General features: G+C 65.0%; 17 protein-coding genes. 7 read left to right on the forward strand and 10 right to left on the reverse strand.

What is annotated here, in order from left to right:
* Positions 1-3: 3 nt before the first annotated feature.
* Positions 4-645, reverse strand: coding sequence for a tetratricopeptide repeat protein (locus ACM42_RS03950; RefSeq protein ID WP_271526692.1), 642 nt, complete (start codon positions 643-645; stop codon positions 4-6).
* Between the two features lie 131 nt (positions 646-776).
* Positions 777-1736, reverse strand: coding sequence for a zinc metalloprotease HtpX (gene htpX / locus ACM42_RS03955; RefSeq protein WP_271526693.1), 960 nt, complete (start codon positions 1734-1736; stop codon positions 777-779).
* Between the two features lie 284 nt (positions 1737-2020).
* Between htpX and ACM42_RS03960 the strand changes: the two genes are divergently transcribed.
* From ACM42_RS03960 to ACM42_RS03980, 5 genes are all read left to right on the forward strand, one after another.
* Complete coding sequence (locus tag ACM42_RS03960) at positions 2021-3367, forward strand: HlyD family secretion protein (protein ID WP_271526694.1); 1347 nt, start codon at positions 2021-2023, stop codon at positions 3365-3367.
* On the forward strand, positions 3367-5304 hold the full coding sequence (locus ACM42_RS03965; protein WP_271526957.1) for a glycosyltransferase: 1938 nt from the start codon (positions 3367-3369) through the stop codon (positions 5302-5304). Before ACM42_RS03960 ends, ACM42_RS03965 begins: the two co-directional genes overlap by 1 nt.
* A gap of 120 nt (positions 5305-5424) precedes the next feature.
* Positions 5425-6720 (forward strand): lytic murein transglycosylase, encoded by a 1296-nt coding sequence (locus ACM42_RS03970; RefSeq protein ID WP_271526695.1) that lies wholly within the window; start codon positions 5425-5427, stop codon positions 6718-6720.
* A 139-nt stretch (positions 6721-6859) separates the two neighbouring features.
* On the forward strand, positions 6860-7363 hold the full coding sequence (locus ACM42_RS03975) for a DUF1993 domain-containing protein (protein WP_271526696.1): 504 nt from the start codon (positions 6860-6862) through the stop codon (positions 7361-7363).
* 180 nt (positions 7364-7543) lie between these two features.
* On the forward strand, positions 7544-8644 hold the full coding sequence (locus ACM42_RS03980) for an alkene reductase (RefSeq protein ID WP_271526697.1): 1101 nt from the start codon (positions 7544-7546) through the stop codon (positions 8642-8644).
* A 227-nt stretch (positions 8645-8871) separates the two neighbouring features.
* On the opposite strand, the gene ACM42_RS03985 is transcribed toward ACM42_RS03980, so the two are convergent.
* From ACM42_RS03985 to glpD, 7 genes are all read right to left on the reverse strand, one after another.
* Positions 8872-10614 carry an ABC transporter substrate-binding protein gene (locus ACM42_RS03985; protein ID WP_271526959.1) on the reverse strand — a complete coding sequence of 581 codons (1743 nt, stop codon included), beginning with the start codon at positions 10612-10614 and terminating at the stop codon, positions 8872-8874.
* A 130-nt stretch (positions 10615-10744) separates the two neighbouring features.
* The gene (locus tag ACM42_RS03990; RefSeq protein WP_028179650.1) at positions 10745-11074 is read right to left on the reverse strand and encodes a DUF2160 domain-containing protein; all 330 of its coding nucleotides are present in this window, start codon (positions 11072-11074) and stop codon (positions 10745-10747) included.
* A 64-nt stretch (positions 11075-11138) separates the two neighbouring features.
* Entirely contained in the window at positions 11139-11945 is an 807-nt protein-coding gene (locus ACM42_RS03995) for a carbohydrate ABC transporter permease (protein ID WP_028179651.1), read from the reverse strand.
* Entirely contained in the window at positions 11945-12919 is a 975-nt protein-coding gene (locus tag ACM42_RS04000; RefSeq protein ID WP_271526698.1) for a carbohydrate ABC transporter permease, read from the reverse strand. The genes ACM42_RS03995 and ACM42_RS04000 overlap by 1 nt, the downstream gene beginning before the upstream one ends.
* Positions 12919-14004: an ABC transporter ATP-binding protein gene (locus tag ACM42_RS04005; protein WP_271526699.1), complete on the reverse strand. Its 1086-nt coding sequence runs from the start codon at positions 14002-14004 to the stop codon at positions 12919-12921. The genes ACM42_RS04000 and ACM42_RS04005 overlap by 1 nt, the downstream gene beginning before the upstream one ends.
* 12 nt (positions 14005-14016) lie before the next feature.
* On the reverse strand, positions 14017-15096 hold the full coding sequence (locus ACM42_RS04010) for an ABC transporter ATP-binding protein (protein ID WP_271526700.1): 1080 nt from the start codon (positions 15094-15096) through the stop codon (positions 14017-14019).
* Positions 15093-16643, reverse strand: a complete 1551-nt coding sequence (gene glpD, locus ACM42_RS04015) for a glycerol-3-phosphate dehydrogenase (protein WP_271526701.1) — start codon at positions 16641-16643, stop codon at positions 15093-15095. The genes ACM42_RS04010 and glpD overlap by 4 nt, the downstream gene beginning before the upstream one ends.
* Positions 16644-16919: 276 nt before the next feature.
* On the opposite strand from glpD, the gene ACM42_RS04020 reads away from it, so the two are divergent.
* Together ACM42_RS04020 and ACM42_RS04025 are read left to right on the forward strand one after the other, a co-directional pair.
* Positions 16920-17171: a type II toxin-antitoxin system prevent-host-death family antitoxin gene (locus ACM42_RS04020; RefSeq protein WP_271526702.1), complete on the forward strand. Its 252-nt coding sequence runs from the start codon at positions 16920-16922 to the stop codon at positions 17169-17171.
* Positions 17171-17587, forward strand: coding sequence for a type II toxin-antitoxin system VapC family toxin (locus tag ACM42_RS04025; RefSeq protein WP_271526703.1), 417 nt, complete (start codon positions 17171-17173; stop codon positions 17585-17587). Before ACM42_RS04020 ends, ACM42_RS04025 begins: the two co-directional genes overlap by 1 nt.
* A gap of 3 nt (positions 17588-17590) precedes the next feature.
* Here the strand turns inward: ACM42_RS04025 and ACM42_RS04030 are convergent, their stop codons facing one another.
* A complete protein-coding gene (locus ACM42_RS04030; protein ID WP_028179658.1) occupies positions 17591-18436 on the reverse strand; it encodes a DeoR/GlpR family DNA-binding transcription regulator in 846 nt (281 codons plus the stop codon).
* Positions 18437-18481: the final 45 nt, after the last annotated feature.

The raw sequence follows: 18481 nt of genomic DNA on the forward strand, positions 1-18481 counted from the left end.
CACTTAGCGCCGCGGCGCGGAGACCTCGGTCGGCTCGGCGCTGGCGAGCTCGGCGAGCTTGGCGCGCGCTGCCTCTCGCGCGGCGCCGTTCTTGCCGGCGGGCAGCGCCAGCGCGGCCTCGAAATCGGCGCGGGCATCGTCGGCCTGACCGCGGGAGAGGAACGCGAGGCCGCGGTCGAGGCGGGCCTGCGCATCGGAGGGATCGAGGCGGACCGCGGTGTTGTAGCTCAGGATGGCCCGATCGAGATCGCCCATGGCGGCGAGCGCAAGACCGCGCTGGTGATAGGGTGCGGCGAGCTTGGGATCATGCGCGATCGCCTCGTCATAATCCGCAATGGCACGCTCGAGATCGCCGTTCAGCCGACGGGCCATCGCCCGGTCGCGATAGAGCGAGCCGCGGTTGGGATTGAGATGGATGGCCTCGTCGAAATCGGCGATCGCCCGCCTGAAGTCGCCGTGACGCAGCGCGATCCGCCCGCGCCCCGCATAGGCGAAAGCGATCAGCGAGCCGCGAAGCGGCGAGAAGCCGATCACGGCCGAGCAGATGTCGGGATCGTCCTCGTCGCCGCAATTGACGACCATGTGCGTGGACAGGCCGACGAGCACGCAAAGAACGATCAGCAAGAGTACGGCAGCTCTGGTCATCTTCGACGGTGGCCGGAAGCGGGCCGGTCACGCATCCCCTTTCGAAGGAATGGTCACGTCGAGGTGTTAGCACCGGCCGGGATGACCCTATGTGCGCCAGGTCACAAAGCCGCAAATCCTCACCGGTTCCGTTAGCCCCAGGGACCGCGGGAAGGACCGCGGGAAGAACCACGCCACGAGGAGCGGCCCCAGGGACCGCGCGGCGGGTAGTTCTCGTTGGCGCCGACCGACGGCGCCGCCTGCCCGCCGAGCTCGGACGCGAGCTGTTGGAGGGCAGCGACACGGTTCTGGGTCGAGGGGTGAGTGGTGAACAGATTGTCCACGCCGTGGCCCGACAGCGGATTGATGATGAACATGTGCGCGGTCGCGGGATTCCGCTCGGCCTCGTAGTTCGGCACCTGATGCGCGGCGCCCTCGATCTTCACCAGCGCCGAGGCCAGCCACATCGGCTGTCCGACGATGCGCGCGCCGAGATTGTCGGCGGCGTATTCGCGGGTGCGGCTGATCGCCATCTGCACCAGCATGGCGCCGAGCGGAGCGAGGATCATCATCAGGATCGAGCCGACGATGCCCAGACCATTGTTGTTCTCGCGATTGCCGCCGAAGAACATGCCGAACTGGGCCAGCATGGAGATCGCGCCCGCGATGGTCGCAGTGATGGTCATCAGAAGCGTGTCGTGATGCTTGATGTGCGCGAGCTCGTGCGCGATCACGCCGGCGAGCTCCTCGCGGCTGAGCTGGTTCATCAGGCCGGTGGTGACGGCAACTGCGGCGTTCTCCGGGTTGCGGCCGGTCGCGAACGCGTTGGGCTGCAGCTCGTCCATCACGAACACGCGCGGCATCGGCAGGCCGGCACGGCCCGCAAGCTCGGCGACGAGGCCGACCAGCTCCGGCGCGGTCGAACGGTCGACCTCATGCGCCCCGTACATCGAGAGCACCATGCGGTCGGAGTTCCAGTAGGTGAAGAGATTGGTCGCGGCGGCAATGACGAGCGCGATCATGGCGCCCGAGGCGCCGCCGATGAGATAGCCGACGCCCATGAACAGGGCGGTCAGGCCTGCGAGCAGCATTGCGGTACGAAAATAGTTCATGGCCGTCTCCTGGAGCGGCCGCGGGCAAGCCTTCGGCCGGCATCCACGAGGTATGAATGCCGCCGACGACCGCAAGGTTCGTGCGTCGCCGGGCCGCAGATCCATGGCATGCGGCCAGCCTTTCGGTTCCCGCTAAACCTTGACGGTTATTTGCGCAAAAACACACGTGGGCACTTAGCAACCTGGAAAGCGCAGGATTGGCTTAATCCGCGGTTGCCGGGTACGTCGCACGGTTCTTGTGCATTGGCCGGTTCCGTTGGCATCTCGTCAGCAAGGTGACCGTCATGATGGACCGCTCACGCGCCGCCTCCGTCGACCCCACATCCACTCCCTCCCCTAACGAGAGCAAGACTGACGCGAAGGGCTTGCAGGAAGCGCTGCACGAGCAGCTGTTCGCCCATGACGAGCCCAGCCCCGTGCCGGACGGGCAGACGGCGCCGGAATCCGGGCGTCGCTGGTCGTATCTGCGGCGCGGTGCCAAGATCGCCATCGGGCTCGCCATCGTCGCCGTGTTCGGCTGGCTGCCGCTGCGCGCGATCTGGGAGAATTCGAGCGTCGAGGCGGTGCTGAATTCCCGCCTCGTCACGTTGCGCACGCCCATCGGCGGGCGCGTCGCGGCCGCCCAGCGCGTCACCGACCAGACCAAGTTGGATGCCGGAACCGTCGTCCTGCGCGTCGTCAACTCGCGCGGCGATCGCACCCTGCTCGACGATCTCCGGCGGCAGAAATCGCGCCTGGAGAACGAGCGGCCGAGTCTTGCCGCCAAGCTTGCCTCGGCGCAGGCCGCGCAAAAGGACCTGGCGCGGCAGGCCGCGCAATTCCGCGACGGACGCGTGCTCCAGCTCGAGGCCCGCATCGCCGAGATCCAGACCTCGATCGAGGCGGCGGCGGCGCGGCGCGAGGAGGCCAGCGCCGCCGTCGAACGCGCCTCGGCGCTGGCCAAAACCGGCAATGTCTCGACCGTCGAGCTGTCGCGGCTGACGCGCGAGCTCTCCGTGTCACAGCAGACCGAGCTCGGCGCGCGCAAGCGCCTGGATGCCGCCAGGGTCGAGCTCGCCGCGGCGCAGAACGGCTCGTTCCTCGGCGACAGCTATAACGACCGGCCGAGCTCGGTGCAGCGCGAAGAGGAGATGCGTCAGCGCGCCGGCGACCTCGAAGCCGATCTCGCCCGCACCGACACCGACATCGCCTGGCTTGCCAACGAAATCATCGTCGAGGAGGTCCGCTTCGCCGACCTGTCCGAAGCCAACATCACGACACCCGTCGCGGGGCGCGTCTGGGAAATGATGACCTCGCCCGGCGAGGACGTACAGGCCGGCCAGCCCCTGCTCAAGGTGCTCGATTGCAGCGGCGCCGTCATTACCGCCAACGTCACCGAGGCCGTCTACAACCGCCTGCAGCTCGGCGATCGCGCGACCTTCGAGCCGAATGACGGCGGCGAGCCGATCTTCGGCATCGTGGTCAATCTGACCGGCGCCGCCGGTGCACCCGCCAATCTCGCCATCAACCCGGATGCGCTGAGCAAGGAGCCCTATCGCGTGACCGTGGCATCGCGCGATGCCGCGACCCGCGCCTGCACCGTGGGACGCACCGGCCGTGTCGTATTCGCCCGGCGTGAGACAGCGCCGTGATGATGGCGCTGACGCCCGGCCTGATTGCGCTCGGCGCCTTCATGGCGATCGTGCCGCTGCTCAGGCGCGACAGCACGATGGCGCGCTCGTTCCTGACCATCGTGTCGGTGGCCCTGCTGCTGCGTTATCTCCATTGGCGTGTCACCTCGACGCTCCCGCCGCCGCATCTGACCCTCGATGCCATGGCCGGCTACCCATTCCTGCTGCTGGAGGCGGCCTCGCTCGTCGCGGTCGCGTTGTCGCTGCTGTTCCTGAGCCGGACGCGCGACCGCACCGGCGCAGCGAGGGTCGACGGCCGTGCCACCGATCCGCGTGCGCCGTTGATCGACGTCTTCATCTGCACCTACAACGAGGAACGGCCGATCCTCGAGCGTACAATCATCGGCGCGACCGGGATGGCCTACGGCCACTACCGCGTCTGGGTACTGGACGATGGACGGCGGCCCTGGCTGCGGCGCCTTTCGGGCGAGCTCGGCTGCCATTATCTCACGCGGCACGACAACCTCCACGCCAAGGCCGGCAACATCAACCATGCACTCAGGCACGTCGGCGCGCTGCCGGAGCGACCGGAATTCGTCGCCATTCTCGATGCGGACTTCGTGCCGCGGCCCGATTTCCTTGCGCGTACCATCTCGCTCATGGACGACGAGTCGGTCGGCGTAGTGCAGACGCCGCAGCACTTCATCAATCCAGACCCGATCCAGACCAACCTTGCCGCGACCGATGTCTGGCCCGACGAGCAGCGCTTCTTCTTCGACATCCTGCTGCCGGCCAAGGACGCCTGGGGCGTCGCGTTTTGCTGCGGCACCTCGTCCCTGATTCGCTATGCCGGGCTGATGCAGATCGGCGGATTTCCAACCGATTCGGTGACCGAAGACTACCTCGTCACGCTGCGCCTCAAGGAATGCGGCCTCAACACGATCTATCTCAACGAGCGCCTGACGATCGGGCTCGCGCCGGAGGGGCTGAAGGAATACATCACCCAGCGCGCCCGCTGGTGCCTCGGCTTGATGCAGATCGTGCGCGGTCGTAGCGGGCCACTGTCGCGGGACTCGAAGCTGGCTTTTATCGACCGGCTCTCGCTGACCGACGCCTTCATGAGCTGGTCGGCGGTGTACGCGTCGAAGGTGGCGGGCCTCGTCGTGCCCTGGTTGTTCCTGCTGTTCGGCATCAAGGCGGTTCAGGCCGACCTCACCGAGCTGTTGCGCTTCTTTCTGCCTTTCTATGTCTGGCATGGTCTCAGCATGGCCTGGCTGTCGCGCGGCCGCTCGCTCGCGATGATGACGGACGTCTCGCAGCTCATCGCGGCGCCTGCAGTGCTCCAGGCGGTGGCCGCCGGCCTGTTGAAGCCGACAGGACACAAGTTCAAGGTCACCGCGAAAGGCGGCGACCGCAACAGGCGATTCGTCGAATGGCCGCTGCTGCGGCTCTATGGCGGCGCGCTCGTCATCACGCTCGCAGCCATCGCCTATGCCTTCATCCTGCACCTGCGCGGCGAGAACATCGCCTATGGCGGACTGGCCCTGGCCTGGAGCCTCTACAACGCGGTCATCCTCACCGTGGTCTGCTTCGTCTGCATCGAGCAGCCGCGCAAGCGAAAGGCGGAGCGGTTCAGCCGCAATGAGACCGTCCTGCTGCGCCACGACGGCAGGTCGCATCTCGCGCGGCTCGGCGACATCTCCATCACGGGCGCGCGCCTGATCGATCCCGATCCGCCGGCGCCGGGCAGTACGATCGAATGCCGCATCTACGGCCGCCCGATCGCGGCCATCGTGGTGCGGCGGACCGCCGACGGATTCGCCGTGCGGTTCGAGGAAGGCATGGACACGCGCGTGCACGCGATCAGGGCATTCTATGCCGGCGAGTATGTTCGCGCCTTTCGGGGAGTGAGGGCGCTGCCGGTCGGGAAAGCGCTGCTGATGCGGCTGTTCGGCTAGGCCGAGTCGACATCGCCCGCATTCCCTGCGTTGGCCGAGCATAGAAAGGATGGCCTGAGGCCGTCACTTCTCCTAAACTTCAGGCGAATCCACGCCTGTTCTTTCCCCGCCGGAACTCCCATGGTCCAGACCCGATTTCTGATCGCGGCCGTCACGCTTCTCGCGTGCACCGCCACCGCTTCCGCCCAGATGCTTCCACCTCCCGCCAGGCCCGCAGCGCCCAAGGCGCCCTCGCCGCGCGCGGCCTCGTGCCACAATGGTGCGAGCTTCGATCGCTTCCTGGCGGACGTGAAGCAACAGGCGGTGGCTGCCGGCGTGTCGCAGCGCACGATCGCGGAGGCTTCACCGTATCTCGTCTACGACCAGGGCATCGTCAACCGCGACCGCGGCCAGCGCGTGTTCGGCCAGCTCTTCACCGAGTTCGCCGGCCGCATGGCCGCGCCCTATCGCATGCAGAACGGACAGCAGCATATCAAGCGATACGCCGCGGCCTTTGCACGCGCCGAAAAGGAATACGGCGTGCCGCCCGCCGTGATTGCCGCATTCTGGGGCCTCGAGAGCGACTTCGGTGCCAACATGGGCAATCTGCCGACGCTGAAATCGCTGGTGTCGCTCGCCTACGACTGCCGCCGCTCCGAGATGTTCGTGGGCGAGACCATCGCCGCACTGAAGATCATCGACCGCGGCGATCTGCATCCCGATGAAATGATCGGCTCCTGGGCCGGCGAGCTCGGGCAGACGCAATTCCTGCCCGTGCATTATGTCAACTACGCGGTCGACTATGACGGCGACGGACGGCGCGACCTGTTGCGGTCGCCAGCCGACGTGATCGGCTCGACCGCGAACTACATCGCCAATGGTTTGAAGTGGCGGCGCGGCGAGCCGTGGCTGGAGGAGATCAAGGTGCCACCCAACCTGCCGTGGGAGAAGACCGATCTCACGGTGCGCGAGCCGCGCTCGACATGGGCGCTGCTGGGCATCACCTATGCCGACGGACGGCCGCTGCCGAATGACAATCTTGCGGCGTCCGTGCTGCTGCCGATGGGCCGCTTTGGTCCGGCCTTCCTCGCCTATCCGAATTTCGCGGCCTACACCGAATGGAACAACTCGCTGATCTACTCGACCACCGCGGGCTATCTCGCCTCGCGCATCGCCGGCGCCGCGCCGATGCGCAAGCCCTCCGCGCCGGTCGCGCAATTGCCGTTCCACGAGCTGAAGGAATTGCAGCAGCTGCTGGTGCGCGCCGGCTACAATGTCGGCAAGGTCGACGGCGTGCTCGGCCAGCAGAGCCGCACTGCGGTGAAGGCAATGCAGATCAAATACGGCCTGCCGGCCGATTCCTGGCCGACGGCGGAGCTGCTGGCGCGAATGCGCGGCGGCACGGCGCAGGCGCAGCCCCAGGCGACGGTTCGGTAGCCTCCACTCGCTGCCATGCCCCGCGAGAGAATTTTCGCATCGCACAAGCCGCGCTCGGCGATTGTATTTTTCCATGAGGCCCCCATGTGAGTGGCTCAGGTTTTCTCCTGAGATTTCCCACCATTGAAGCGAGCATCACATGTCCTTCTACGACGCCGTCGTCCCCGCCTATCTGCAAATGCTGAACAGCGTGACCGGGCTGCTCACCAAAGCTGAGGCGCATTGCGCGGCGAGAAAGATCGATCCCGGCGTCCTGCTCGGCTCACGCCTGTTCCCGGACATGTTGCCGTTGTCGCGGCAGGTCCAGCTCGTCAGCGATTTCGCTGCCAAAGGCTGCGCCCGGCTCACTCACAGCGAAGTGCCCACGACGCCCGACACCGAGACCAGCTTCGCGGAATTGAAGCAGCGGCTGGCGAAGACGATCGACTACGTCAAGTCGTTCAAGCCCGAGCAGTTCGAAGGCGCCGATGCCAGGGACGTCACCTTCCCGGCCGGTCCCGACAAATCCATCACCATGAAAGGCCAGCAGTTCCTGAGCTCGTTCTCGCTGCCGAACTTCTATTTCCACGCCACGACCGCCCACGGCATCCTGCGTCACAACGGCGTCGAGATCGGCAAGCGCGATTTCATGGGCACGAACTGACTTGCCGGATCGCACGGCCGCGATGGCGCGATCATGCTGTCGCGGCCGGAATTGCACATGAATTATGCTACGGCGGCCCTGCCGCGCAGCTCGCCTGCACTTTCCGTATGGCTCTTCCCTTGCGCCTGATGCCGCGATGCACAAGTGTTCGGGACCTCTCACCGCCTGGAAGCATTTCTCATGAGCCGTTCGACTAAATTGTTCGAGACCTACAAGCTCGGCCCCATCACGCTGGCCAACCGCCTGGTGATGGCGCCGCTGACACGCAACCGTGCCGCGCCCGGCACGTTCGTGCCGAGCCCGCTTGCGGCCGATTACTACGGCCAGCGCGCCTCCGCAGGGCTCCTGATCACCGAAGCGAGCCAGATCTCGCAGCAGGGTCAGGGCTACCAGGACACGCCCGGCATCTACAGCAAGGACCAGGTCGCCGGCTGGCGCAAGGTCACCGACCGCGTGCATGAGCGCGGCGGCAAGATCTTCATCCAGCTCTGGCATGTCGGCCGCATCTCGCATGTCGACCTTCAGGCCAATGGCGCCGCCCCGGTGGCACCGAGCGCGATCCGCGCCAAGGGCAAGACCTTCGTCAACGGCACCTTCGCCGACGTCTCCGAGCCGCGCGCGCTCGAGCTCTCCGAAATTCCCGGGATTATCGACGACTTCAAGCGCGCGGCGAAGAACGCGCTGGAGGCCGGCTTCGACGGCGTCGAGATCCACGGCGCCAACGGCTACCTGCTCGACCAGTTCGCCAAGGACGGCACCAACAAGCGCACCGATGCCTATGGCGGCTCCATCGAGAATCGCGCTCGGCTGATGCTTGAAGTCTCCAAGGCCGTTGCGGCCGAGGCGGGTGCCGATCGCACCGGAATCCGCATCTCGCCGGTGACACCGGCCAATGACATCTCCGACAGCAACCCGCAGCCGCTGTTCGATCACATCGTCGACGGTCTCAACGCGCTCAAGCTCGTCTATCTCCATGTCGTGGAGGGCGCCACCGGCGGGCCGCGCGACTTCGCGCCGTTCGACTATGCCTCCTTGCGCAAGCGCTTCTCCGGCGCCTACGTCGCCAACAACGGCTATGATTTCGAGCTGGCGACCAAGGTGCTGGACGCGAACGCGGCCGATCTCATCGCCTTCGGCAAGCCGTTCATCTCCAACCCCGACCTCGTCGAGCGGCTGAAGCAGGGCGCGCCTCTGAACGACTGGGACAAGAACACGTTCTACGGCGGCGGGGCGAAGGGCTATACGGATTATCCGACGCTGGCCGCCGAGCCGGCGGAGTGAGGGACCATCCACCTGCGACGCTGTCATGCTCCGCGAAAGCGGGGCATCCAGTACGCCGCGGCCCCTCGATGCAATCACGACCGCCTCTGGAATACTGGATTGCCCGCCTTCGCGGGCAATGACAGCGAGTGTGTGGGACGCGTGACCCACAAGCTCGTCACCACAAGCACAACAGAAAAAGGCCGGGATCGCTCCCGGCCTTTCTTGTTTGCAACGCTATTCGCCGCCTACTTCGCTTCCGCACGCTTGGGCGGGCTCGCCGGCCACGACTTGATCAGCGTGTCGTAGTCGACCGTCTCGCCCTTCGGCTTCTCGTTGGCGAGCTTGCGCTGGGGCGCGACGGTGCCGTCCTTCTCGGCCTTCGCGAACCAGTACTCCGGCTTCTCCTTCTTGTGGAGCTTCGGACCGCAGGCACCCTGCACGCCGGACTTCTCCAGGCGCTCCATCACGGAGTCCTGAGCGGCCGCGAGGGCATCCATTGCCTGCTGCGGGGTCTTCGCACCGGACGAGGCGTCGCCGATGTTCTGCCACCAGAGCTGTGCGAGCTTCGGATAGTCGGGCACGTTGTTGCCGGTCGGGGTCCACTGCACGCGCGCGGGCGAGCGGTAGAACTCGATCAGGCCGCCGAGCTTCGGCGCACGCTCGGTGAACGACTTGTCCCAGATGTCGGATTCACGGATGAATGTGAGACCGACATGGCTCTTCTTCAAGCTCACCGACTTGGAGACGATGAACTGGAGATAGAGCCAGGCCGCCTTGCGGCGGTCCGGCGGGGTCGACTTCAGCAGCGTCAGCGAACCGGCGTCCTGGTAGCCGAGCTTCATGCCTTCCTTCCAGTACGAGCCGTGCGGCGACGGAGCCATACGCCATTTCGGCGTACCGTCCGCGTTCATCACGGCGATGCCCGGCTTCACCATGTCGGCGGTGAAGGCGGTGTACCAGAACATCTGCTGGGCGATGTTGCCCTGCGCCGGCACGGGGCCGGACTCGGAGAAAGTCATGCCCTGGGCCTGCGGAGGCGCGTACTTCTTCATCCACTCGAGATATTTGGTGATCGAGTAGACCGCCGCCGGTCCGTTGGTGTCGCCACCACGCTCGACGGAAGAGCCGACCGGACGGCAGCCCTCCATGCGGATGCCCCATTCGTCGACCGGCAGACCGTTCGGAATGCCCTTGTCGCCGTTGCCGGCCATCGACAGCCAGGCGTCGGTGAAGCGCCAGCCGAGCGAGGGGTCTTTCTTGCCATAGTCCATATGGCCGTAGACCTTGACGCCGTTGATCTCCTTGATGTCGTTGGTGAAGAACTCGGCGATATCCTCATAGGCGGACCAGTTCACGGGCACGCCGAGCTCGTAGCCATACTTGGCCTTGAACTTGGCCTTGAACTCGGGATTGGTGAACCAGTCGTAGCGGAACCAGTAGAGGTTGGCGAACTGCTGGTCGGGCAGCTGATAGAGCTTGCCGTCCGGCCCGGTGCCGAACGACTTGCCGATGAAGTCGTTGACGTCGAGCATGGGGTCTGTGACGTCCTTGCCCTCGCCGGTCATGTAGTCCGACAGCGCGATGGTCTGGCCGTAGCGGAAATGGGTGCCGATCAGGTCGGAGTCGTTGATCCAGCCGTCATAGACGTTCTTGCCGGACTGCATCTGGGTCTGCAGCTTCTCCACGACGTCACCTTCCTGGATGAGGTCGTGCTTGAGCTTGATGCCGGTGAGTTCGGAGAACGCTTTCGCCAGCGTCTGCGCCTCGTACTCGTGGGTGGTGATGGTCTCGGAGACGACGTTGATCTCCATGCCCTTGAAAGGCTCGGCGGCCTTGGCGAACCACTCCAGCTCCTTCTTCTGGTCCTCCTTCGACAGAGTCGAAGGCTGGAATTCCGCGATCCATTTCTGGATCACGGCCTCGTCGGCGGCGCGCACCGGCGCCGACATGGCGAACGACACCGCAATGATCGCGGCGGCGCTGGACATGGTCAGAAAACTATTCTTGGTCAATGGACCTTTCCTTCTCCTAAACTGTCGCATGTTGTTCCTCCGTTGCAGCGACAAACTCTTATACAGGCCCGGGTTGGTCCCGGATCTGGCCGTCCCTTCGCCAGTTTCAGACCGTGCGGAAGATGAGCACGGCCGTGACCAGCGAAATTCCGCTTGCGAGCCACAGGCTCGAAATCTCGAAACCCTCCTCTCCGATCGGCAGCGTGGCGATGGGGTCGGTGCCGACGAGACCGATCCACGCGAGGTGGATGACGGCGGCGGCGATCAGCGAGATGAACAGGCGATCGCCGCGCGTGGTCGGGATGCGCAGCACGCCGACGCGCTCGGCCTCCGGATAGACCGCGGCGAGCCAGGTCATCACGGCCAGCGTGCAGGCAAGCGCGACGAAGAAGATCGCGGTCGGCAGCGTCCAGGCCATCCATGCGATAGACTCCATTGCTCTTACTCCTTGCGCATGATCTGTTCCGAAAACCGGCTTCCACTTTTCGGGATCATGCGCGTTACACCCGGCCGAGCGCGAAACCGCGCGCGATATAGTTGCGGACGAACCAGATCACCAGCGCGCCCGGAATGATGGTGAGCACGCCGGCGGCAGCGAGCAGGCCCCAATCCATGCCGGCGGCCGACACCGTGCGCGTCATGATCGCGGCGATCGGCTTGGCCGACACCGAGGTCAGCGTGCGCGCGAGCAGGAGCTCGACCCAGGAGAACATGAAGCAGAAGAAGGCGGCGACGCCGATGCCGCTCGCGATCAGCGGCACCAGGATCTTGATGAAGAAGCGCGGGAAGGAATAGCCGTCGAGGAAGGCGGTCTCGTCGATCTCGCGCGGCACGCCGGAGACGAAGCCTTCGAGGATCCACACCGCCAGCGGCACGTTGAAGATGCAGTGCGCCAGCGCGACCGCCCACGGCGTATCGAACAGGCCGATCGCCGAATAGAGGTTGAAGAACGGCAGCGCATAGACCGCGGCCGGCGCCATGCGGTTCGACAGCAGCCAGAAGAACAGGTGCTTGTCGCCGAGGAAGCGGTAGCGCGAGAACGCGTAAGCCGCGGGCAGCGCCACCGAGATCGAGATGACGGTGTTGAGGATGACGTATTGGAGCGAGTTGATATAGCCGGAGTACCAGCTCTCGTCCGTGAAGATGCGCTTGTAGTGCTGGAGCGTAGGGGTGTGCGGCCACAGCGTCATCGTCGAGACGATCTCGCTGTTGGTCTTGAAGCTCATGTTGACGAGCCAGTAGATCGGCAGCAGCAGGAAGACCAGGAACAGCCCCATGATGAGGCGGCGGCCGGGAATCGAATGCATCAGGCCACTCCTTCCTTCGGCTTGAGTGCGGGCACTGGCTTGAGCGCGACCGAAGGCTTGGGCTCCACCGCCGGCTCGCTCGAAGCCTGGACTTTGCGTTCGACGCCGGCATTGGTCATGACGGTGTAGAAGATCCAGCAGACGATCAGGATGATCAGATTGTAGACCAGCGACAGCGCGGCGGCCTTGCCGAGATCGAACTGGCCGAGCGCGATCTTGACCAGCTCGATGGACACGAAGGTCGTGGAATTGCCGGGCCCGCCGCCGGTGACGACGAACGGCTCGGTGTAGATCATGAAGCTGTCCATGAAGCGGAGCAGCACGGCGATCAGCAGCACGCGATTCATCTTCGGCAGCTGGATCGCCTTGAACACGGCCCAGCGCGAGGCGCCGTCGATCTGCGCGGCCTGGTAGTAGGCCTCGGGAATCGACTTCAGGCCGGCGTAGCAGAGCAGCGCGACGAGGCTGGTCCAGTGCCAGACGTCCATCACGATGACGGTGATCCAGGCGTCGACGTCGTTGGAGACGTAATTGTAGTCCAAGCCCATCGCGTTGAGGGTATAGCCGAGCAGGCCGATGTCCGGGCGGCCGAAGATCTGCCAGATCGTCCCGACCACGTTCCACGGAATCAGAAGCGGCAGAGCGAGAATCACGAGGCAGGCAGCAACCGTCCAGCCCTCGCGCGGCATCGACAGCGCGACGACGATGCCGAGCGGCACCTCGATGGCGAGGATCACCAGCGAGAAGAACAGGTTGCGGCCGAGGGAAGCGAGGAAGCGGCCGCCGAGATCGGTCGAGGGATCGAGCAGCTCCTTGAACCAGCCGACACCGTTCCAGAAGAACTGGTTGTTGCCGAACGTGTCCTGCATCGAATAGTTCACCACCGTCATCAGCGGCAGCACCGCCGAGAAGGCGACGACCAGGAACACCGGCAGTACCAGGAACCAGGCTTTTTGGTTGACGGTCTTGTCCATCAGGCGGCTCCCTCCACCAGAAGGCTGTCGGCATAGACGTGCACGTGCGACGGATCGAATTTCAGCCCGGCGCTGCCGTCCGCGCTGGTGAAGCCGGCCGGTGCGCGCGCCGCCAGCTTCGCGTCGCCGACGCGCACGCGCGCGAAGCGGATGCGGCCGAGGTCGTCGATGCGCTCGATCCTGGCAGCGAGCAGGCCGGGCGCGGGCGCAACGACCTCCACGAATTCGGGACGGACGCCGATCTCGATCTTGGCGCCAGAAGGCAGACTGTCGTAGCTGCGATCGAGCGCGATGACGTGGCCGCCGATCTTGGCCTCGCGCCCCCGCACCTCCGCCGGCAGGATGTTCATGCCGGGCGAGCCGATGAAATAGCCGACGAAGGTGTGCGCCGGCTTGTCGAACAGTTCGGCCGGCGTGCCGCTCTGCACGACGCGGCCGTCGTGCATGACGACGACGGTGTCGGCGAAGGTCAGCGCTTCGGTCTGGTCGTGGGTGACGTAGATCATCGTGAGATCGAGCTCACGATGAAGCGCCTTCAGCTTGGAGCGGAGCTGCCATTTCAGTTCGGGATCGATCACCGTCAGCGGCTCGTCGAACAGCACGGCCGCGACGTCCGAGCGGACGAGGCCGCGGCCGAGCGAGATCTTCTGCTTGGCATCGGCGGTGAGGCGGGTGGCCTTGCGGTTCAGATAAGGTTCGAGGTCGAGCAGACGGCCGATCTCGGCGACGCGCTTGTCGATCTCCGCCTTCGGCACGCCGCGATTTTTCAGCGGGAACGCCAGGTTCTGGCCCACCGTCATGGTGTCGTAGATCACCGGAAACTGGAACACCTGGGCGATATTCCGTTTCTGGGTTGACAGCGGTGTGATGTCCTTGCCGTCGAACAGGATTTTCCCGCGTGACGGCGTGATGATGCCGGAGATGACGTTGAGAAGCGTGGTCTTGCCGCAACCGCTCGGGCCGAGCAGCGCATAGGCGCCGCCCTGCCGCCACGTCATGGTGACAGGCTTGAGCGCAAAGCTCTCCGGGGCGGCGGCGTTGCCGCCGTAGGAATGGGCGAGATCGACGAGGTCAATGCGAGCCATGGCGCACCTCCCTCAGATTTGACCGGGAGCCGCGACCAAACGGTCGGCAGCATCGAACACGAAAACATCATTGGGATCGAGCACAGCATCGAGCGTTTGGCCGGGCTCGAACTCGTGCACACCGTGTAGCACCGCCACCCAGTTCGATCCGTCGCGGGTCAAGTGCACAAAGCTCTCCGAACCGGTGATCTCGGTCACCGTAACCGTGGCGTGGAAGGCGTGGCGATCCGCCTCGCCATTGGCAAGCGCAAGCTGGTGGGCGCGGAAGCCGACGCGATAGACACCGTCCGCGAGCGACGAATACAGCCCCGTGGCCGGCGAGGCCGTGCCGCCGGCATATGCGACCTGCCCGTTCTTCTTCTCGATGCCGACGAGGTTGAGCGGCGGATCGGAGAACACCTGAGCGACGCGCAAGGTCTGCGGCCGGCGGTAGACGTTGGCGGTCTCGCCCATCTGCAGCGCCTGGCCCTCCCACATGCACACCGTGTTGCCGCCGAGCAGCAGCGCCTCGGTCGGCTCTGTGGTGGCATAGACGAAGATCGCACCCGAGGCCTCGAAGATGCGCGGCAATTCGGCGCGCAGCTCCTCGCGCAGCTTGTAGTCGAGATTGGCGAGCGGCTCGTCGAGCAGCACGAGATCGGCGCCCTTGACCAGCGCCCGTGCGATCGCAGTGCGCTGCTGCTGGCCGCCGGAGAGCTGAAGCGGCGTCCGCTTCAGGAACGGCTCGAGCCGCAGCAGCTTTGCCGCCTCCGCCACGCGCGCCTCGATCTCGTCGCGAGGCTTGCCCTGCACGCGCAGGGGCGAGGCGATGTTCTCGTAGACCGTGAACGAGGGGTAGTTGATGAACTGCTGATAGACCATCGCGACCGAGCGCTGGCGCACGTCGACGCCGGTAACGTCCTTGCCGTTGACCAGCAACTTGCCCGTGGTCGGCTTGTCGAGACCGGCGAGCAGCCGCATGATCGAGGTCTTGCCCGACAGCGTCGGCCCGAGCAGGACGTTGAGCGTACCGCTCTCGAACGTCAGGGAGACGTCGCGGATGTGCGCGACGCCGTCGACGGTCCGGGTCACGTGATCGAGTGTCACGGTCATGAGCGTCCTCCCGCTTCCAGCAGGGGACTTTGCGGCACGGCGTGGGTCCTGATCCAGTCGTCGAGCGCCGCAATCTCGTCGGCAGATAGTCGCAGGCCGAGCTTGGAACGGCGCCAGACCACGTCCTCCGCCGTGACGGCCCATTCATTGGCCATGAGATAGCGAACCTCGCGCTCGGTCAGTGTCGCGCCGAAGGCCTGGCCGAGATCGGCCAATGATTTCGCATCGCCGAGCAGCTTCATCGCCCGCGTGCCATAGGCGCGCGCGAGCCGCCTTGCATGCTCATGACTGAGGAAGTGATAGCCGCGCTGGAGCTCGGCGATCAGCCCGTCGATATCCGACACATCCATGTCGCCGCCGGGCAGCGGCCATTTGCCGGTCCAGCCCTCGCGCGCTTTCGCGCTGCGAAGATAGGGCGCAAGGCGTTCCAGGGCCTCTTCGGCGAGCCTCCGATAGGTCGTGATCTTGCCGCCATAGATGGACAGCAGCGGCACGCCGCCGGGCGTGTCGAGCTCGAACACGTAGTCGCGCGTTGCGGCCTTGGCTTCGCTCGCGCCGTCGTCATAGAGCGGCCGCACGCCGGAATAGGTCCAGACCACGTCATCCGGCGTGACCGGCTTGGCGAGATATTCGCTCGCCGCGGTGCAGAGATACTGGATCTCCTCGGCCGTCGCCTTCACCTTGGCGGGATCGCCGTCGTAATCGCGATCGGTGGTGCCGATCAGCGTGAAATCGTCCTGGTACGGGATGACGAAAATGATGCGGCCGTCGGCATTCTGGAACATGTAGGCACGGTCGTGATCGTAAAGTTTTCTCACGACGATATGTGAGCCCTGCACCAGGCGGACTTTTGCCTTCGCATTGACGCCGGCGCCGCGGCCGAGCACGTCCTCGACCCAGGGACCGCCGGCATTGACCAGCGCGCGCGCCTGGACCTGCGAGCGCTGGCCGGTCAGCGTATTGACCATGCTGACGGTCCAGAGGCCGCCGGACTGGCGAATCTCGGTGGCGCGGGTGCGGGTCCGGATCTCGGCGCCCTTGTCGGCGGCATCGCGCGCGTTGAGCACGACGAGGCGGGCGTCGTCGACGAAACAGTCGGAATATTCGAATGCGCGGGCATAGCGATTCGGGATCAGCGGCTTGCCGACCTCGTCGCGCCTCAGATCGACCGAGCGCGTGGCGGGCAGCAGATGCCGGCCGCCGATGTGGTCATAGAGGAAGAGGCCCAAGCGCAGCAGCCAGGCTGGACGCAGGCCGGCATGGTGCGGCAGGACGAAACGCAGGGGACGGATGATGTGGGGCGCGATGCCCCAGAGGATCTCGCGCTCGATCAGCGCCTCACGGACCAGGCGAAACTCGTAATATTCGAGATAGCGCAGGCCGCCATGCACCAGCTTGGTCGACCAGGACGACGTCCCGCTCGCCAGATCGTTCATTTCGCACAGGAAAACCGTGTTGCCGCGGCCGACCGCGTCGCGCGCGATGCCGCAGCCGTTAACACCGCCTCCAATGATGGCGAGATCGAAAATACGCTCCAACAGACGCATCCCCCGGCGACCGCCCGTTCGTCGAGCGGCTACTTTCGCTTTTCATTAGATCACACCGAAAAACGAAAGCAAGATGAAAGAGAGGCGGAAGGAAGTGAAAGCGAAACTTTTCTGGTGGGCAATGAGGCCGCCAAATCGGCAGGTAGACGGATAAAGTTGCGGCAAGGCGCGCGATTGAACGGCAGCCCGGCATGGCCAACCGGCCGGCTTGCATGTAGCAACATTTCTACATAAATTCCCCAAACAGAGCATGGCCACGGCTTAGAGGCTCAGACGATGGTGACCACCCGGACCAGCCGAGAATTCAATCAAGACACCAGCGGCGCCAAGAAAGCGGCATCGCAAGGACCCGTTTTCATTACGGACCGCGGCCGTCCAGCCCATGTCCTGCTAACCATCGAGGATTACTTGCGCCTGACCGGCGGACGCATGAGCCTTGCGGAAGCTCTGGCGCAAACGAACGCGGATTTTGATTTCGATCCGCTTCGCGTTGACGAGGGGATCTTCAGGGCTGCTGATCTCGACTGATGTTCCTGCTGGACACCAATGTCATTTCCGAATTGAGGCGACCGGACAAGGCCGATCAGCGCGTCATTGCCTGGGCAGGCGCAAATCCAGCAGCAAATTTCTTCATCTCAGTCATTTCGATTCTCGAGATCGAACTTGGCGCACGCCTGATCGAACGCAGGGACGCAGCGCAAGGTGCCATCTTGCGCAGCTGGATCAACAGCCAGATTCTGGCTCGCTTCGAGGGTCGGATCCTGCCTATCGATACGGCTGTCGCGCAGCGTTGCGCGCAACTTCACGTTCCCAACCCGCGCGCTGAACGCGACGCGCTCATTGCTGCAACCGCGCTGGTTCATGGTTTGACGGTTGTTACGTGCAGTGTAGAGGATTTCAAACCGACGGGCGTTCCGCTGCTCAACCCGTGGGACGACGCTTAGCTCCTATCTCAGCCGCACCACTGGCGCGGCTTCCGGCGCGGCATCCTGGGCATCGGCCGGGGAATCGTCGATATCCGCGCCCTTCGGCATCGCCTCGACCACCTCGATGCCCTTGCTGTGGCAGATGGTGGCGAGGCGTTCGGGGAGCTCCTGGTCGGTGACGAAGGTCTGGATCTGGGTGATGTGGGCGATACGCACCGGCGCGCTGCGGCGAAGCTTGGTGGAATCGGCGACCAGCATGACGCTGCGGGCGTTGGCGATGATGGCCTGCGCCACCTGCACCTCGCGATAGTCGAAGTCGAGCAGCGCCCCCTCCTCGTCGATCGCGGACGCGCCGATGATGGCATAGTCGACCTTGAACTGGCCGATCAGCTGCGTCGCGGTCGAGCCGACCACTGCGCCGTCGGCGCGCCGCACCGTGCCGCCCGCGACCACCACCTCGATGCGGGGATGGCGGTAGAGCAGCATGGCAACGTTGAGATTGTTGGTGATGACGAGGAGGTCCTCGTGCGAGGTCAGCGCACTCGCGACCTCCTCCGTCGTGGTGCCGATGTTGATGAACAGCGAGCAGCCGTTCGGGATCAGCGAAGCGGCCGCCGCGCCAATCGCCTTCTTCTCGTCGGCGGCGACGAAGCGGCGCGCCTCATAGGCGAGGTTCTCGACGCCGGAGGCGATGATGGCGCCGCCATGGATGCGGGTCAGCGATCTCCGCTCGCAGAGGTCGTTGAGATCCTTGCGGATGGTCTGCGCCGAGACTTCGAAGCGACGCGCGAGCTCCTCGACCATGACGCGGCCGGAAGCGCGCGCGATGTTGAGGATTTCAGCTTGGCGATGGGTCAATCCGGTCACGGCAAAGGCCTCAAATCAGAATGGTGCATGGTGCGGCGGTTTGCG

Origin of the sequence: Bradyrhizobium sp. CCBAU 25338 (genome assembly GCF_028128965.1) — a bacterium.
Classification (GTDB): Bacteria; Pseudomonadota; Alphaproteobacteria; order Rhizobiales; family Xanthobacteraceae; genus Bradyrhizobium; species Bradyrhizobium liaoningense.

Bases quoted from the DNA above. Each gene is read 5' to 3' on its own strand.
- ACM42_RS03950 (WP_271526692.1), bottom strand. From the start codon at position 645: ATGACCAGAGCTGCCGTACTCTTGCTGATCGTTCTTTGCGTGCTCGTC.
- htpX (WP_271526693.1), bottom strand. From the start codon at position 1,736: ATGAACTATTTTCGTACCGCAATGCTGCTCGCAGGCCTGACCGCCCTG.
- ACM42_RS03960 (WP_271526694.1), top strand. From the start codon at position 2,021: ATGATGGACCGCTCACGCGCCGCCTCCGTCGACCCCACATCCACTCCC.
- ACM42_RS03965 (WP_271526957.1), top strand. From the start codon at position 3,367: ATGATGGCGCTGACGCCCGGCCTGATTGCGCTCGGCGCCTTCATGGCG.
- ACM42_RS03970 (WP_271526695.1), top strand. From the start codon at position 5,425: ATGGTCCAGACCCGATTTCTGATCGCGGCCGTCACGCTTCTCGCGTGC.
- ACM42_RS03975 (WP_271526696.1), top strand. From the start codon at position 6,860: ATGTCCTTCTACGACGCCGTCGTCCCCGCCTATCTGCAAATGCTGAAC.
- ACM42_RS03980 (WP_271526697.1), top strand. From the start codon at position 7,544: ATGAGCCGTTCGACTAAATTGTTCGAGACCTACAAGCTCGGCCCCATC.
- ACM42_RS03985 (WP_271526959.1), bottom strand. From the start codon at position 10,614: ATGTCCAGCGCCGCCGCGATCATTGCGGTGTCGTTCGCCATGTCGGCG.
- ACM42_RS03990 (WP_028179650.1), bottom strand. From the start codon at position 11,074: ATGGAGTCTATCGCATGGATGGCCTGGACGCTGCCGACCGCGATCTTC.
- ACM42_RS03995 (WP_028179651.1), bottom strand. From the start codon at position 11,945: ATGCATTCGATTCCCGGCCGCCGCCTCATCATGGGGCTGTTCCTGGTC.
- ACM42_RS04000 (WP_271526698.1), bottom strand. From the start codon at position 12,919: ATGGACAAGACCGTCAACCAAAAAGCCTGGTTCCTGGTACTGCCGGTG.
- ACM42_RS04005 (WP_271526699.1), bottom strand. From the start codon at position 14,004: ATGGCTCGCATTGACCTCGTCGATCTCGCCCATTCCTACGGCGGCAAC.
- ACM42_RS04010 (WP_271526700.1), bottom strand. From the start codon at position 15,096: ATGACCGTGACACTCGATCACGTGACCCGGACCGTCGACGGCGTCGCG.
- glpD (WP_271526701.1), bottom strand. From the start codon at position 16,643: ATGCGTCTGTTGGAGCGTATTTTCGATCTCGCCATCATTGGAGGCGGT.
- ACM42_RS04020 (WP_271526702.1), top strand. From the start codon at position 16,920: ATGGTGACCACCCGGACCAGCCGAGAATTCAATCAAGACACCAGCGGC.
- ACM42_RS04025 (WP_271526703.1), top strand. From the start codon at position 17,171: ATGTTCCTGCTGGACACCAATGTCATTTCCGAATTGAGGCGACCGGAC.